The following is a 15055-nucleotide window of genomic DNA, read 5'->3' on the forward strand; positions in this document are numbered from 1 at the left end:
AATGGAGACTGATATGGCTCAAACAAATGGAGACTGATATGGCTCAAATTCAAACAAGAATGACCCGGCAGCGCGCGGTGATTTTGGAAGAACTGCGTAAAACAAAAACGCACCCAACAGCGGATGAGCTTTACAGCATCGTGCGTGAACGCTTGCCCCGCATCAGCTTGGGAACCGTGTACCGCAATCTGGACTTTTTGGCGGATAGTGGTGAGATCCGTCGTCTTGAAGCGGCTGGTTCCACAAAGCGTTTTGACGGCGACATTTCTCGGCACCAGCATGTGCGTTGCATCCAGTGCGGCCGCATCGGCGACGTGATGGAACCGCGAGAGGCGCCTTCAGTGGCGGGCCTGAGTGTTGAAGGCTTTTCAAGCATTCTGAATTCGCGGATCGAATATGACGGAATTTGCAAAGAATGCGCTGGCCGCATTCGCAGTACCAGTCATTAGGAAACCTTCGCTGTTTTTTCGCCGTTCAGGCGAATAAAATTTGCCCGCTTTGAGGAGTTGCCTCAAGGCGGGCAAATTTTATATACTATAGTACGGGATAAGAGAACGTACCGTAACAGGCAATTCTTGTCTTCTTACACCCTTGCCTTGTTACGCATTCCCTAGCCCGTCCGGCTTGTGTGTTTATTCAAGTCGGTTTATAAATATTCCATACCTGCTTAACATCAAGGAGTATCCGAATGGCAGAAAATAAAGAAAACCGTAAGGCCAAGGTGATTGAGGTTCTTAACAAAGCTCGCGCCCTGGAGCTGCACGCCATTCACCAATACATGAACCAGCATTATAGCCTGGACGACATGGACTATGGGGAACTGGCTGCGAACATGAAACTTATCGCCATTGATGAAATGCGCCACGCTGAAAATTTTGCCGAACGCATCAAAGAGTTGGGTGGTGAGCCCACAACCAATAAAGAGGGCAAAGTCGTTACCGGACAGGACGTGCCCGCAATCTATGAAAGTGACGTAAATCAGGAAGATGCAACCATTGAGGCATACAGCCAGTTCCTTGCAGTCTGTAAGGAGCAGGGCGACATCGTCTCTGCGCGTCTATTTGAGCGCATTATTGATGAAGAACAGGCTCATCTGACGTATTACGAAAATATTGGCAACCACATAGCCAAGTTGGGCGACACCTATCTTGCCAAGATTGCCGGCACGCCCTCGACTACCGGAACCTCAAGCAAGGGATTTGTTACCGGGACTCCGGCTGCCTAATAATTGCTTACAATGGAGGCACCATGGCTGATCCTCATGACATGTGGCGTTGCCAGATGGTGAACTGTGGTTACGTATATGACCCCGATCGCGGTGACAAGCGCCACAAGATTCCGGCGGGAACCAAGTTTGAAGATTTGCCGGATGATTGGCATTGCCCGGTTTGCGGTGCGGGTAAAAAAAGCTTTCGCAGGTTGAGCGACGAAGCCTAGGCATCGTCGCCGGATCGGTGCAAGCCATTAATTGTAGAATAACTCCGGCCGATAGGCTGCCCCCACAAACCGGCAGGTAAAACGACCCTGAGGCCACACGTTCGCGGCCAGCTTTTTCCATTGGGAGAGCTGGCCGCATACTATTATGGCGGTAGCCGATTGAGCGCGCAGCGCCTAGAGCAGAGATTAACTTTGAAATGCTTCACATTTCAAAGTTTTCATTAAGCCGAAAAATGCGGTTTGCGACAGCCATCAGCAGGCTGTTCGTTCTATTAACCAATCGCTGTGGCCATTCGTAAGGCTCGCAGACTCGCCAACGACTGCCGCGAAGACAGCAGGCGTAACGACACAGCTTGTTCCATACAATCGCTGTCGCCATCCGTAGCGATGCTGTCCTGCCCCGTAAGGCGGTTCCCGCCAACGGTTCAGGCAAGTCCGCAGGAGCGGGCAACGGCTACCGCGAGAACGGATATTCTCAGTGCGAAAATGCTCTAGGGGATCAGCCCCGAAGTACGGCAAAGGCCCAATACCATGCCAGGACGGGAACCGCTACGGCCAATGCTCCGGCCAGCAGTTGAGGAAGGGCGGGCCAGTTTTTGCCCAGGCGCCAGGCTTCCCATGCGCCCAAGGCCATGCCGCTGCAAAGGCCTGCGATATGCGCAGCGTAGTCAGTGCGTTCGCCTTCAGTGCCGAGCATGGCCAAGATGGCGATTCCCGCCGCGATTGGCAGGATGGCCTTGCCGCGTTGGCTGTGTTGCAGGGCCATAAAACCGGCCAATGCCCCCACTGCGGCAAAGAGTGCGGTGGAAAAACCCATGCTTGTGACCAGGCGTGGGCGAAAAAGCACTGTCAGTCCGTTGCCCAGGATGCCGCCGGCCACAGTAAGCCACAGGGCGCGACCTATCCCGGTGAGCCGGGCAAGCAAGGGGAGGAAGATGGCGCCAAAGGCCATGTTGCCGCACAAATGCGTCAGCCCTGCATGCAGGGTCAGTGCGGTGGCCAGTCGGTACCATTGTCCGTAGATGCGTACAAGAACATTATCAAGCATGCCTGCCCCTGACCATGTTTCAGGCGGAGGCAAAAACCGGGGTGCTGGCCACCAGTCCACGCGCCAGCCATGCCATACAAGCAGGGGCAAAAGAAAAAGCGCGGCAAAGGCATAATGCCTGTGCATGCGCAAAGGCTTTGAAACTGGCGCAGGCCTGCTGCTTTCAGCAGAAAACTCGCCAAGCTCCGCCAGGGCAATGCCTTCGAGCAGGGGAGGAACATAAATTTGTTCCCTGCCCGACAATGAGACTGTTTTGTGAGGAATGGCGCGGGCATTGAGCACCAGCAGCCAGTCGCGAAAGCGCACGTAATTGTCCACACCACTGGCCTGGCTGATATTCCGCCAGAACCGTGGCAAGCTGTTGGGCCTTCTGCGAATGAGCCAGCGCCCGCTGGTGGGCTTTGCAGCGCGCGAAAAAATCGGCGGCATATAGCAAAAAAGGCCCCGACAGAAAACTGACGGGGCCTCAGATGCGAAAAAAGGTGCTAACCCTGCTTGCGAACCAGGGGCTTGGACACCACGCCAGAACGGATGCAACGGGTGCAGACGGTAAGGGTCCGCACGCTGCCATCGGCGAACTGGTGCCGAACGCGCTGGAGGTTGGGGTTGAAGCGACGCTTGGTCTTGATGTTGGAATGGCTGACGAGATTACCAACCTGGGGCTTTTTGCCGCAGAAAATGCATTCCTTGCTCATACTATCCTCCGTATATGCAAAAAAGTTGTTCACTTCACATGCGGCAAAAACAAGGCCCTGCGCCGGAAGATGTTCAGCGTATGAGTGGGCGTAACCGCGCGAAGAAGTGCTATAGCTGATGCAGCACTAAAAGGCAAGAAATTTTCTCGAAACCGATGCGCACAATGGTGTGGTGCCGTTATCAGGAGAATTTCTCTGCACCATATACCTGTCAAACTCTGGCTGATGAAGCGGACTGTTTGTTATCTCCTGCCGGAGGAGCCATGGACGCCGCCTTGGATGTGGCCATCAGATAGATTTCATGTGGATCCAGAATCAGGATAACAGACCCGTCGCCCATAATGGTCGCGCCGGAAATGCCCTTGAGGTCCCCAAGATAGGCTCCAAGGGGCTTGATGACTATTTCCTGCCGTTCCAGCAACCTGTCCACAACCAGGCCAAGGCGGCGGTCATTATCGTGAATGACCACAACGGAAAGCACCTCGGGGAGGGGATCGCTGGCTCGGGGCAGTCCAAGCATTTCCGCCATTTCAACAATGCCTAGTACCTCACCGCGCAAGGTGACGGCTTTGCGGCCCTTTACGTCGGTAAGGCGATGGGCTTCAATCTTTGTGGTTTCAGATACCGCGTCCAGGGGGATGGCGTACATCTGACCGGAAACATTAACCATAAGGGCATCGATAATGGCCAGGGTCAGCGGCAGGCTGAGGGTGAAGCGCGTTCCCTTGCCGACCTCGGAGTGCGTGCTGACGCTGCCCTTGAGGTTCTTGATATTGGTACGCACAACGTCCATACCGACGCCTCGGCCGGAAATGTCCGTGATTTGGTCGGCGGAGGAGAAGCCAGGCGCGAAAATGAGTTCTATTGCCTCACGGTCGTCAAGCTGGGCGGCTTCATCTGCGGTAATCAGCCCCTTGCGTACGGCGATTTCGCGCATCTTGACCGGATCTATGCCCTTGCCGTCATCTTCAATTTCAATGGCAACGGAATTGCCCTTATGGAAGGCACGCAACGTGACCTTGCCCTTGGGGGGCTTGCCTGCGGCAATGCGCACATCCTCAGGTTCAATGCCGTGATCCACAGAGTTACGGATAAGGTGAACCAGCGGGTCCCCGATAACTTCCACCACGCTTTTGTCCAGTTCTGTTTCCTCGCCTTCCATGATCAGGTCCACTTCTTTTCCGCTTTTGCGCGAAAGGTCGCGCACGAGGCGGGGGAAGCGTGAAAACACTGAAGAAACCGGAACCATGCGCACTTTCATGATGGTGTCTTGCAGATCGTCAGAAATGCGCGCCATGGCATAGGTGGTTTCAGAAAGGCTCTGCGCCACGTGCGAGATGTCCACCTTTTCGCTGCTGTCTTCAAGAGAACGGGCAATGAGGGTGTAGCGGTTACGATTGATAATCAGTTCGCCAATAAGGTTCATGAGGTGGTCGAGGCGCTCGTGATCCACTCGTATGGTCGAGGAACTCTTGTGATTTTCAGCAGCAGGCGCAGCACCCTTGGTCTGGGGCGCAGCCGGGCGCGCCATGGCGGCCGCAGGAGCAGGCTGCGCGGCCGGGGCGGCCGTTCTGGCTGGGGAGGCAGGGGCCACGGGGGGTGCAGCAGCCGCAGGTTTTACGGCGAGGTTTTGCCCTTCCCGACTTGCGACGGGCTGAGATGCCTGGGCCGGGGCGGCGCTGGCGACCATTGCGAATGTTTTGGGCTGGGCATGGTCGGCGCCAGGAGCCTGAACTGGGCTATCAGTTTCGTCTTTTTCATCCACCGCTTTTTCAGCGCTGGAGCAGACGTCCGCCGCAACTTTGCCCTCCGCCAGCGCCTGGTGGATCATATCTTCAATGATACTGACTTCCTGGCTGAGCAGGTCGATCATAAGGCCAAAATCGATGTCACTGATGCGCCCCTGGTCAACGATGCCAGCGGTGCGTTCCGCGTAGGTTTTAATGTCGGCAAGTCCCACAAAGGCGCAGGCGTTCTTTATGGCCACAAGGCAACGGAACAGGGCGTCGATGGAGTCTTTGTGACTGCCGTTTTTTTTGAGTGTTTCCAGCGCGGCGTGTATGATTTCAATCTGCTGTTGCACGGTAACGCGGAAAGCTTCCGTGTCGTCGCTTTCGGAACCGACCGGAATGATTGTGGGGGTGACCACCTCAACAGAAGATGCCTGATCAGCCGCCTCTGTTCCGGAATCCCTGGGTTCTTCAGCAGGCATATGGGCGCGCCCTTGCGCCGCCAGCAATTCTTCCGGCAAGGCAATGGGGCCGCCTGCCAGGGCAGCCTGTAGCTGACGTACCACGGCATCGGTTTCAAAGGGGGTGGCCTGTCCGGAAGGAATATCGATATTGCGAACCAGGGCTTCCATTACATCCACAACCAGCAGGAGCAGGTCGATAAGATCGTGGGTCGGCGTTATCTTGCCCTGCCGCACGTTGTTAAGCAGGGTTTCCGCTTCATGGGTCAGCGCATTGAGCTCATTATAGCCAATAATGCCGCTGTTGCCCTTCATATTGTGGAAAAAGCGGAAAAGGTCATTGACCAGATCATTCTGACCCGTGGGATTTTCTTCAAGCTCCAGAAGCCCATTGGTGAGATTTTCTATGATCTCGATGGATTCATCAATGAAATCTTTAAGATGCCCTTCGCCGAAGGCAGTGAGGGCATAGGGCTCGTGCTCAGGCAATGTGCCCACCCATTCTTTGCCGGACATGCCGCTGGCATTGTCGGGCGCGGAAGCGGAATCAGCCTGGACGTCCTGAGGCAATTCCGATGCGGAAGCCCCCTCAACACCGGTTTCAGCCGGCAGGGCACCTTGTGCCTGAACATCCGCGACCACAGGGGCGGCAACGGTTTCGGCAACTGTTTCGACAGGGGCGGCGGCAACGGGCGGGTTCAGAGCGGGGCTGTCGCCAGCCATAATGGCGTCGATCTGCGCCATAATATGTCCGGTTTCAACCTCTCCTTCAGAGTTGTTGGCTTCAAGGTTGTCGATCATCTGGCGCAGGGCATCGGTGGAAGCCAAAATGACATCCATAATTTCCGATGTAACCACCATGCTGCCTTTGCGCAGTTCGTCAAGAATATTTTCAGCCTTGTGGGCAAGCTGATTGATGCGGTTTAGCCCAAGAAAGCCTGAAGCACCCTTGAGGGAATGCATGGGCCGAAAAATATCATTGAGCAGGGCCAAGTTTCCTGGGGCCTTCTCAAGCTCCAAAAGATTGGGCTCAATGGTCTCAAGATGCTCTTTGGCTTCTGCAATAAAATCGGCGAATAATTCTGGGTCAAAAAAATCTTGGCTCATACCCCATACCTGCTTGACTGAAAGCGCTGTACCCAGACGGGCAATATTGTCTTTCTTATCGGCTAACCCAAGAGCATCTTTATATTACGGACCATTTTTTCGGGCTGGGCGGGCTTGACCATATAAAGATTTGCCCCAAGGCTCATGCCGGTCTGTATATCCTTTTCCTGTCCTTCCGTTGAAAGAACAATAATGGGGATGTCCTTGTAAGCGTCCTGAGCGCGGATGGTTTTAATGAAGGTGAATCCATCCATGCGAGGCATATTGACATCGGAGACGATCAAATCAACGGGGTCCAGGCTGTACAGCTTTTCAATGGCATCAAGGCCGTCTTCAGCGGTACTGACCTTAAAGCCTTCTCCTTTTAGCACAAAGGCCACCAGATTACGGATGGTCTTTGAGTCATCGACGACCATGATATGTTTTTTCATAATATCCGTTCCTGTCCGTCAGATGTTGACTGCCGCCTTATCGGGAAAACCTGGGCGTTCGATTGTCCGATTATGCTGAAAGCAGCCGCGCACACAAAGAATGCGCGCCATTATAAAGGGCTGAGCCCTGAAAGAGCACTCAAAAGCTTGCCACACATCATATTGATGCGAACTGTTTAGAGGTTATTCATACTTTTTGCAACGGTACAATTTTATTACAAATTCTGTGGATTAAGCTTCAAGCAGCTTTTCCACGATCATTTGTGGGTCAACAATGCCGTGCAGGTGGTCATTCACTTCGGCAAGTCCGCAAAGCAGGTCTGCGCTGGCCCCCAGTTGGGCCTCGGCATTCCAGTTTATCTTGGCCTGATCCAGCATATACATAGTATGAATCTTATCAACGATAAGGCCAAGCTGCATTTCATCACTGCCGCACACCACAATGAAACTTCCGGGTGTGTAACGATGCTGCTGATCAAGGGTCAGCAGGGCATCAAGGTGCAGCAGAGGGGTGACGCGCCCCCGCAGGTTGACGACGCCAGCCACAAAGGACGGAGCCATGGGCAGTCGTGTGAGCGGCATATGACGCAACACTTCAATAATCACGCAAACCGGCAGAAGAAAAATCTGTTCACGCACATAGAACGATACCATCTGCACTGTGGGCAGTGTGGTCAATTGCGTTTTTAAACTGACTGCGGCCTGCGTGGGACGTACTGCATGATCCTCACGTCCCTCTAAGCCGGGGGCGGATATACTGCCCAGAGCGGCGTCCGGCGCTGACCCTGCGGCATCGGGGGAGTATATGGACATATCCGCCAGCGCATCAACGCCAAGATACTTTTGAACAAAAGCCTGCTCAGCGGCGCTGAGCGCAGACGATGCCCCTGCCATGCCCGGCGGGGTAAAGCTCTGACCAGAGAAATATTCTTCAGGCGTTTTTACCATAGCTGCAACACTTCCTGCGCAAGAGCTTCATAGCAGCGCGCCCCTCGCGAATGCTGATCAATGTCATAGATGCTGCATCCCTGTGCGCTGGCCTCACGAAAACGTGTGTCAATGCCAATAATGGAGTTGAACATGGCGTGCTCCATTTTTTGCTGCAAAAGCTCCAGTACCCTGGTGCATGCTTTGGCGCGCTTGTCATACATGGTGGGCAGGGCCCGGTAGAGAATGGGTCTGCCCAGTGCCTTGTTCAGTGTATGCAGCGTGTCAAACAGCAGTTTCAAACCGTGCAGCGCCAAAAAATCTGTCTGTATCGGAATTATCAGCAAGTCAGCCGCCACCAGTGCGTTCACAAGAAGTATACCTACATGGGGCGGGCAATCCAGAATAATAAAATCATAATTTCTGCGCACGGCCTCCAGGCTTCTGCCCAGTATGCTGCCTTTGGCGCTTCTGTCTTTAAAATCAACTTCAAGCTCCGACAGGCGAATGCTGCCAGGGGCCATATCCATACCGTGCAATGCCTGGGAGCGCAGCAAAAGCGGCCACAGTGCGGGCCAGCTTTCTTCGGAGGCCATAAAAAGGTCATGCAGGCTGTAACGCACGTCCTCTGGATATATTCTGGCATGCAGGGTTGCACAGGCGTGCGGATCGAGATCCAGCAACAGGACTTTTTTCCCCGCCCGCACCAGCGCACAACCCAGAGTTACAGCGGTTGTGGTTTTTCCCACGCCTCCTTTCTGATTGGCAACAGCCAGGATTTTGGCGCACATGTCGCGCCTAAGCCAGCTTGCGGTAGACGATGGTGCCTTTGAAATGCTCCAGCTGGAACGCACGGCTGATATTGTGCAGCGACTCTGAATGGCCGATGAGCAATGCGCCATTGACCTCCAGATTGTCATAGAAGGCATTGATGACTTTGCGCTTCATTTCATCGTCAAAGTAAATAATGACATTACGGCAAAAAACGATCTGCGATTTATCAACACGCTTCAACTGTTCTTTGTCGCTAAGATTTATCTGCCCAAAAGAAACGAGGTTTTTCAGTTCGGGCTTGATCTTGTAGACGTTGTCCTCTTTAACAAAGTAGGTGTCGACAATGGATTTTGGCGTGGTGCGCAATGCGTACTCGCTGTAGATGCCACGCCTTGCGGCAGCAAGTACGGCTTCAGAAAGGTCGTTGGCCGTTATTTTGATGTCCCAGCTATGGATTTCACTTCTGAGAACTTCATGAAGAATGATAGCGAGGGTATAGGGCTCTTCACCTGTGGAACAACCTGCCGACCAAATACGCAATTTTTTTTGGCCTTTTTGGCGGCATTGATCCAGTATCTCGGGCAGCACGTTTTTTTGAAAAACTTCCAGTTGCGGCGGATTGCGGTAAAAACTGGTTTCGTTGGTGGTAACAACCTCAAAGAGCTTATTTAATTCAGTCTTCCTACTGGCATCAAACCGAAGGAAATTGTAGTATTCGTTGTAACTTTTGAGATTCAGATCTTTAATGCGGTTGGAAAGACGGTTTTCAACCAGATATTTGCGGTTTTCGGCGATAAAAATGCCGCATTGCTGGTAAATAAAATCGCGAAGCTGCAAAAATTCCTCATCTGAAATCTGCAAGTCCTTGCGAAAGGGCGAAGCAGCCTTTGTGTTCACAACAGCAGGAGTAGGCGTGCGAAAGGCCGAACTTGGGGTGAGGGGTTGACGCAAAGGCGTGCCTGGCTGTGTGCGGAAAAGAGAGGGCTTTGGCGGCACTGCCGCCTGCGGCGTCGTATTGGCCCCGGGCTGGAAAGCGCTGGTTTTGTTGGCCGCCGCGCCTGCTGACGGAAAAAGGCTTGAGCCGGTCGCGCCGAAAGAGGGTGCCTGCTGCGCCCCGAAGGGAGGTTTTTGCGCAGCGGCGTCTTTTGCGGCAAAGGGGCTGGAAACCGAGGTTCCGGGCGGCGTCTGGGCTGTCTGGCGCAAGGGAGACGTCCAGTTGGACTGCCCCAGATTGGGTTGTCCCAGGCCAGACTGGCCAACATAGGGAGAGGTTGCGCCGCCAAATGCAGAAGGCTGGTTAGGCGTAGTGCCCCCGGAACTGAAGGGGCTGCTTCCCGTGTTGTTGCCAAAAGCGGGCCGCGCCGGGGACGCGGCGGGGTCTGTGGGGCGCGGGGCATATCCTGAGGGTTTGAAAGCTGATGTCGGTTGCGGCGGTGTCAGACCTGCGCCAGGGCGTGACGTTTGTTCGTCAGCCGGACGCGAAAAAGCCCCAGGCTGGCTAGGGGGCTTGCCCGTCGCGGATGGAGCCGTGGAAGTGGACGTTCCGCGATTTTCTGTATCGTTGGCGTTTTTATTTTGCGCGCCGTGGGGAAAAAAGGTCGGAGGCTGTGACATGGCTACTCCTGTTCGGCCTGGATGGCTGCCACCGCTTCAGCCGCAGCGTGCTGTAATTCCTGGTCTTCACTGTTCATCAAGCCAAGAAGCACACTGAAGGCCACATTGCCGCCGATCATTCCCAAGGCTTCAATAATCTTGTAAGAAACCATGGGACTGGCTGTTTCAAACAGTTGAGTCAGGTAGGGAACAGCATCGGCAAGTTTGTGTACGCCCAGGGCTTCAATCGCTCTGATTTTGACCCAGTCATTCTCGTCGGCAAGGGCAGAGACAAGGTGCGGCATGACTGCTGGCGTCCCTATCTGACCAAGCAGGTCCACCAGGGCGATCCGCACGTCCTTGTCTTCATCAATCAGGCGGGGCAAAAAGTGGGGCAAAAAGTCTTCAGCCTGTGCCCCCAGATTTTGAAAGGCCTCGATGGCAACCTGTCGCACACGGGGCGAGGGGTCTTCAAGAGCCTGCAGTATTTCATCAAGATTTTCAGTGACGCTATAGCGGCCAAGAGCGTAGATGGCCATCATGCGCTGCATGGGGTCTTCGCTGCGCGCCCTGATTTTAAACTGGCTGTTGAGTTTGGGGCTGTGAAGATTGATGCATGCTTCAAGAGCCATTTCCTGCACATCAACATATCGATGGTCAAGCTGGGCAAAAACGATGTCTTCCACTTCAGGGCAACCATGCTGATTACCGAAAAACACCAGCGCGCTCTTTAAAACTTCCGGGTCGTCAGAGTGTTCGATAATGGAGAGAAAGAACGGAGTATCCGTGCATGTGCCCATCTGCGCGAGCTCGGCCACAGCTTCCCGTCGCAGTTCTGGACTTACCCGCCAGAAGATGTTTTTAAGCTCCTCAACCGGACTTTGATCCTTTAGAAGCCGACAGGCTTCCATTGCCACGGCAATACGCTTTTCATCTTCGCTACGCAGGGCGTCACGGAGCATGTTGTTGTACCCAAGGGAAGCAATGGCATGTATGGCAGCCTCATAAAGTTCGGGCTGCCGCTCCGCATCAAGGCCTACGGCCAGATTGATGATAGCCTTGGTGGAGTCTTCGTTGCCAATGGCGCTCAAGCCTTGCAGCGCGGCCAACAGAATGTCCTCATCATTATCGGCGAGCGCCTCAAGCAGATAGGCGCGCAAGCGTTCTTGTGACTTGGCGGCCAGCAACGACAGGGAGCGCACGCTCAGAATCTGTACGATGGCTTTGACGATTTTATGCCGAAGAGGCACGCCGACATTTTCAAGTGAGCTGAAAAGAAGCGGTATGGCTTTTACATCCCCCATATCGCCCAGAGCGTCAATGATGGCGGAGCATACCAGTGGCGACGCCTGCGGCAGCAGCTTTACAAGCCCATTGGCAGCGGAAGGATCCTTGATTTTCGCCAGGGCTTCCACCACCGCGAACTGCACCCATTCTTCATCGTGCATGGCCTGGCACAGAGAGGGAACTGCCTCGGGAAAAGCAAGGTTGCCCAAACTCACGGCCGCCTGATAGCGTACGTTTACTTCCGGATCTTTAAGCAGAGCTTTTGAAAGAAGCAGAACAGCCTGGTGCGTCGGGCTGTATCCGAGAATGTCGGCTATAAATATGCGCAGATCCGGGTCTTCATCCTGAAGATACGGCTGCATGCTTTCAATGCTGTCACTGCCGATTTCACGCAAAATATCCATGGCCACATTGCGCACAGGGGCTTCATCGCTACGCAGCAAGGGCAGCAGGGCAGCCACTACCTGGGGGCCTCGAATTTTGCGCAAGGCGTATTCTGCCGCTTCCTGTATGCCGATATTGCTGCTTTTGACAAGCGAGCAGAGCAAAGGGATAGCTTCAAGCAGGGCCATGTCGCCAGCATTGAAAGCGGCACCGCGAATAGTGGCGCTGTCGTCTGACTGCAGTGCTTCAAGTACTTGCGGAGCCGTGTCGAGCGAATTTTCCATAATAGTGCTTCCTGCTGCGCTACTGGTCAGCCCTTGACAATTGTCATGATGGCTTGGGCGATATCATCTGCATCAAGAATCTGATTGGCCAATTTGGCATCAATGACAGCCTTGGGCATGCCATATACCACGCATGAAGCCTCATTTTGGGCAATGAGGCAGCCGCCTTTTTCTCTCAAAATTTTTGCGCCTTCACATCCGTCCGAACCCATGCCGGTGAGCATGACGCCCAAGGTGCGGCGGCCCATGTTTTTTCCGGCGCTTTCCATAAGCAGGTTGACGGTGGGCTTGTACAGCGCGTCACGGGGTTCTTCGGTGATGGCGACTTCAGGCAGGGGGCCGCGCATGCGCACGCTTATATGCTTGCCGCCAGGGCAGACGTAGGCATGCCCGTTTTTTATGCGGTCTCCATCCACTGCCTCGGTGACGCGTATGTTGCAAACACTGTCGAGCCTTTTGGCAAAAGGGCCTGTAAAGGCGGCAGGCATGTGTTGCGCCACAAGGATGCAGGCTGGCATATCTGCAGGCAGGGCTGACAGGATCTTTTGAACCACTGGCGGCCCCCCCGTGGAAACGCCCACGACAACGAGGTCGCGTGGTCCATGGCAGGGCGTCTGAACATAGTCCGCCGGTTGTGAATGCTGCATTCGCGGCAGGGGGGAAGCCGGCATGGCAATATTGTTGATGCGGCGGTATTTGAGACGGATGATGGCCTTACGCCGGGCCAGCGCCGTTACTTTGCGGCGCAGTTCCGACCCGAAAGAATCACGGTCATTGCTCATGTTCTTGGGTATGAAGTCCAGCGCCCCGTATTCCAGAGCCTTGAGAGTGCTTTCAGCACCGCTTTCTGTCAGCGAACTGATCATGAGCACGGGCATGGGCGTAGTCTTCATAAGGCGCTGCAGCGTTCCAAGGCCGTCAAGGCGAGGCATTTCCACATCAAGCGTCATGACGTCCGCATCAAGCTCTTCGGCTTTTTGCAGAGCTTCCAGCCCATCTCTGGCAGTACCGACAACCTTGATTTCCGGGTCCTGCTCCAAAAGAGAGACAATAGCGTTGCGCATGAAGGTTGAATCGTCCACCACGAGAACACGGGTCATACAGGTCGTTCGCTCCGCAAAGAATTTGTCCTTCTAAGGACGGATGTTATATTACGTCAGCCCTAATTTTTTTACAAATAAAAAATGGCTTGCCAAAATTCAACGTCTCGCATATGTTCCCTTTCTCAACGGGATGTGGCTCAGCTTGGCTAGAGCGCAGCGTTCGGGACGCTGAGGCCGCGCGTTCAAATCGCGCCATCCCGACCAGTAAAATCAAGGGGTTACAGATAACATCTGTGGCCCCTTTTTTTATCGGGGTACTGGGTGGTTCTTTGCTTTCACAGACAAGGCCTGCCCTCAATATGGTTGTTGCTTACAACTGGTGTACTATGTTGACAACGATGCCGTCATCCTGCATAGTGCCTCAACAACTGCTTCTACATTCCCTGATTGCCCCGGTATCCCCGGGGCTTTCCATTTCAGAGCTACTAGCAACACGCTGCTTTATTGCGCAAAATTATAAAATGAACTTCTTTGTGCCGCAAAAAATCACCTGCGGCCGCTGCGGTTCATTTTTTTATTTTGTAAAAGCAGAAATAATTATTTTTTGTTTCGCGTGGGCGTGTGGACAAGGTAGCGGTTATGTGCCGCTTATGGCTTAAAAGAGCTCCGGCGGCTGACTAGAGCAGTTTGCCCTTGATTTCGTCAAAGCTGTCGAACAATTTCATTGCCTGAGGGTTTTGCTGGGTTTGCGCACCATAACGTGCCACAAAGCAGAGGAACAGCAAGGCTTCTTCCGGATCTGACATGCTGTTGCAAACAATATCGTAATATTCTCCCCTGTTGGCAGAATCGAATTTTTTTACGCTTTCCGCAGCCTGGTGAAAAGTTTTAAGGAACACTTCACACATCTCGTGCCGAAACACACGGCGTGACAGGGTTTGCAGCAGGGGCGTTTCGGATCGGTTGCCCGCAAGCACGCCTTCCACCTCATCAATAAGCGCTGGCACGGGTGAATCTTGATCCGGACTGCCCACATCGTAACCAAGGCAGTCATAGATAATGCGGCGTACGTCGGCAACAGTGTAGCGATGTTCCCTTGATTTTTTGAATTCATCCATCAGCAGAAGAAACATTCTTTCCCTGTGGTATAACAAGGCATTTTTCTTCTGTTTTTGCAGCTCCTTGCGTTGTTCGCGCATTTCATCATTCTGCATTTTTATTGAAACGATAATCCCAGCGAAAGCCAGGCCGGAAAACAGCGTGTTCAGCACTCCGAAAGAGTCGCCGAATGTGCCGGATTTACTGAAATCTGAGGCGAACAAATATAAACCCAGGGCAGAAGCGGACCAGATACCTACTACAAGCAGGGCCGCTTTCATAAATAGTGACCACGTCACCCGATCCTGAGTCGTTTCTATATTATGCGAGCGTGAATGAGGAGTGGCGGTGTACTCCGGGCCCCGCCGGGTTTCCGCGCTGGAAACGGCTTTGTTTTGTGTGTGTGTACTCATGATTCCGTCTTGTGTCTCCCTTATCAGGTGGCATTGATATTTAGAACATAGCCTTTCGCCATCTGGTCTGCAATCCTGGATGATCAGGAGGTCGTTGTTCCGTTTGCATTTTTGCCAGTACCCAATCAGCTTGACACTATGGCCCATATTTTCCGGGAACACACTCCAGAATCTGACCAGAATCTGAACGGATGATCTGTATTCCATTCATGCCAAGGAATTTTGTGCAGCATGGTGGAGTGAATAAGTTGTTATCCTCTGTCTGGGCGGAGGAGTGGTGCAAGAAACACATCGACATTGATCCGTTCTTTGTCTGCTGTATCTATTCCCACAGCATGTCTTT

The 15055-nt window shown here is 53.5% G+C and carries 13 protein-coding genes and 1 tRNA gene; 4 read left to right on the forward strand and 10 right to left on the reverse strand.

Annotation, left to right across the window (positions count from 1 at the left end):
- The first annotated feature begins 26 nt into the window (after nucleotides 1–26).
- The 3 genes from DESU86_RS14045 (at nucleotide 27) to DESU86_RS14055 (ending at nucleotide 1437) form a co-directional block, all read left to right on the forward strand.
- The gene (locus DESU86_RS14045) at nucleotides 27–449 is read left to right on the forward strand and encodes a Fur family transcriptional regulator (protein WP_232088384.1); all 423 of its coding nucleotides are present in this window, start codon (nucleotides 27–29) and stop codon (nucleotides 447–449) included.
- Nucleotides 450–688: 239 nt separating this feature from the next.
- Nucleotides 689–1225 (forward strand): bacterioferritin, encoded by a 537-nt coding sequence (locus DESU86_RS14050; protein WP_179981590.1) that lies wholly within the window; start codon nucleotides 689–691, stop codon nucleotides 1223–1225.
- Between the two features lie 23 nt (nucleotides 1226–1248).
- Complete coding sequence (locus DESU86_RS14055; RefSeq protein WP_179981591.1) at nucleotides 1249–1437, forward strand: rubredoxin; 189 nt, start codon at nucleotides 1249–1251, stop codon at nucleotides 1435–1437.
- Nucleotides 1438–1936: 499 nt separating this feature from the next.
- Here DESU86_RS14055 and DESU86_RS14060 read toward each other — a convergent pair whose 3' ends face one another.
- The 9 genes from DESU86_RS14060 to DESU86_RS14100 form a co-directional block, all read right to left on the reverse strand.
- Complete coding sequence (locus DESU86_RS14060) at nucleotides 1937–2914, reverse strand: rhomboid family intramembrane serine protease (RefSeq protein ID WP_179981592.1); 978 nt, start codon at nucleotides 2912–2914, stop codon at nucleotides 1937–1939.
- A gap of 56 nt (nucleotides 2915–2970) precedes the next feature.
- The gene (gene rpmB, locus DESU86_RS14065; RefSeq protein ID WP_179981593.1) at nucleotides 2971–3180 is read right to left on the reverse strand and encodes a 50S ribosomal protein L28; all 210 of its coding nucleotides are present in this window, start codon (nucleotides 3178–3180) and stop codon (nucleotides 2971–2973) included.
- A gap of 211 nt (nucleotides 3181–3391) precedes the next feature.
- The gene (locus DESU86_RS14070; RefSeq protein WP_179981594.1) at nucleotides 3392–6478 is read right to left on the reverse strand and encodes a chemotaxis protein CheA; all 3087 of its coding nucleotides are present in this window, start codon (nucleotides 6476–6478) and stop codon (nucleotides 3392–3394) included.
- Nucleotides 6479–6540: 62 nt separating this feature from the next.
- A complete protein-coding gene (locus DESU86_RS14075) occupies nucleotides 6541–6909 on the reverse strand; it encodes a response regulator (protein ID WP_012625008.1) in 369 nt (122 codons plus the stop codon).
- Between the two features lie 231 nt (nucleotides 6910–7140).
- Nucleotides 7141–7857 (reverse strand): chemotaxis protein CheW, encoded by a 717-nt coding sequence (locus tag DESU86_RS14080; RefSeq protein WP_179981595.1) that lies wholly within the window; start codon nucleotides 7855–7857, stop codon nucleotides 7141–7143.
- Nucleotides 7851–8627, reverse strand: a complete 777-nt coding sequence (locus tag DESU86_RS14085) for a ParA family protein (RefSeq protein WP_179981596.1) — start codon at nucleotides 8625–8627, stop codon at nucleotides 7851–7853. The genes DESU86_RS14080 and DESU86_RS14085 overlap by 7 nt, the downstream gene beginning before the upstream one ends.
- Nucleotides 8628–8634: 7 nt before the next feature.
- Entirely contained in the window at nucleotides 8635–9507 is an 873-nt protein-coding gene (locus DESU86_RS14575; RefSeq protein WP_232088431.1) for a CheR family methyltransferase, read from the reverse strand.
- Nucleotides 9508–10226: 719 nt separating this feature from the next.
- The gene (locus DESU86_RS14095; protein WP_179981598.1) at nucleotides 10227–12158 is read right to left on the reverse strand and encodes a HEAT repeat domain-containing protein; all 1932 of its coding nucleotides are present in this window, start codon (nucleotides 12156–12158) and stop codon (nucleotides 10227–10229) included.
- A gap of 26 nt (nucleotides 12159–12184) precedes the next feature.
- Complete coding sequence (locus DESU86_RS14100) at nucleotides 12185–13258, reverse strand: protein-glutamate methylesterase/protein-glutamine glutaminase (protein ID WP_179981599.1); 1074 nt, start codon at nucleotides 13256–13258, stop codon at nucleotides 12185–12187.
- 129 nt (nucleotides 13259–13387) lie between these two features.
- Between DESU86_RS14100 and DESU86_RS14105 the strand changes: the two genes are divergently transcribed.
- Nucleotides 13388–13465: transfer RNA gene (locus DESU86_RS14105), tRNA-Pro, on the forward strand.
- Between the two features lie 413 nt (nucleotides 13466–13878).
- Here the strand turns inward: DESU86_RS14105 and DESU86_RS14110 are convergent.
- Nucleotides 13879–14712, reverse strand: a complete 834-nt coding sequence (locus DESU86_RS14110; RefSeq protein ID WP_179981600.1) for a hypothetical protein — start codon at nucleotides 14710–14712, stop codon at nucleotides 13879–13881.
- Nucleotides 14713–15055: the final 343 nt, after the last annotated feature.

Origin of the sequence: Desulfovibrio sp. 86 (assembly GCF_902702915.1) — a bacterium.
In the GTDB taxonomy this organism is placed as follows: domain Bacteria; phylum Desulfobacterota; class Desulfovibrionia; order Desulfovibrionales; family Desulfovibrionaceae; genus Desulfovibrio.